Source organism: Frankia sp. KB5, assembly GCF_002099325.1.
GTDB classification, from domain to species: domain Bacteria; phylum Actinomycetota; class Actinomycetes; order Frankiales; family Frankiaceae; genus Frankia; species Frankia casuarinae.
Genome location: NZ_MRUJ01000415.1, coordinates 1 through 1,086, shown reverse-complemented (window position 1 = coordinate 1,086; position 1,086 = coordinate 1). Strand labels below are relative to the sequence as shown.

At 66.5% G+C, this 1,086-nt stretch carries 1 protein-coding gene; it reads left to right on the top strand.

Annotated features, from left to right (window positions below):
- Window positions 1–156 precede the first annotated feature (156 nt).
- Window positions 157–510, top strand: a complete 354-nt coding sequence (locus KBI5_RS24915; RefSeq protein ID WP_085016643.1) for a hypothetical protein — start codon at window positions 157–159, stop codon at window positions 508–510.
- The last annotated feature ends 576 nt before the right edge of the window (window positions 511–1,086 follow it).

Here is a 1,086-nt window from a genome sequence, read left to right as displayed (position 1 = left end):
GCTACCTCGCCGGAGCCCTGGGTTAGGCGTGGCGCGGCTGGGAGGGACACCTACGTGTGTTCCTGCGGCGGGAGGTGGTCGACACCGAGACGACCCCCTCGCCGCGCACACCGGCACAAGGCCGGTGTTTTCGGTTGCACACCCGGAGGATGAGGAATGCCAGAGACAGACGATTTTTCGTCGACGATCGACCGGTTCCGTGCTGCGGCTGACCGCCAGCGGCAGGCCGAGGAGAATGCCGCCCAGCAGCTTGAGGCCGAGCGGGCCAGCAACTATAAGCGTGGGCAGGCCGACGGGCGCCGGTGGGCGCGGGACGTGGCTGCGAGCCTGAACGAGGTCGCAATGGTGATGGAGCTCCCTCACCGCCAGCCGATCCCGGGCTTCTACGACTCGGTCATGGACGCAGCAAGGGCCATCGGCGCTGTCGACATCGACAAATATTATGGCTACCGGGACGGTTTCCAGGCCGGTGCCCGCGAGATTCACGATGCGGTGGCATCGGCCCTGTAGCAGTCCCAGCACGGCAAAGGCCCGTCTCCCAGCTTGGGGGACGGGCCTTTTCTGGTTCCGGACTACCGCAGGCGCAGTTACAAAAGCGGATCTGCTACGCCGGCTCCCAGCGCCAACCGTTGTTGTCCGTGCAGACAATCGCCTCGCCGTTACCCGCCACTCCCTGCACACCGTGGTCGGCCTTGCGGCAGTACTCGCCAGGCCGGTAGCAGCGACCGCCGCTGGTCAGCGGATGACAAGCAGGAGCTGCGGTAGTAGCCGGTGGTGGAGCTACGGTAGCGGGCGGTGGAGCCGCCGCATGGGTTACAGGCTGCGGTGCAGGAGCCGGGGCGTGGGTTGCAACAGTGCTGGGCGCAGCCAGCACCACCCGGGCGGCCGTCGTTGGACGCACTGTCGCTGCGGGAGTCGTCGCCTGTACCGGCGTCGCGGATGACGTCGGTACAGGCGAGCTCGGCGTAACGGTCGAGCTGGGCGTGACGATCGCGGACGAAGCTGACCGGATCGCAGCCGTGTCCTTCTTCGGTGGATCCGAGGTTGCGCCGATGATGATGAACAAAGCGATCAGAACTGTGATCG

Excerpts from the sequence above, each read along its gene's own strand:
- KBI5_RS24915 (WP_085016643.1), top strand. The coding sequence starts at position 157 with ATGCCAGAGACAGACGATTTTTCGTCGACGATCGACCGGTTCCGTGCT.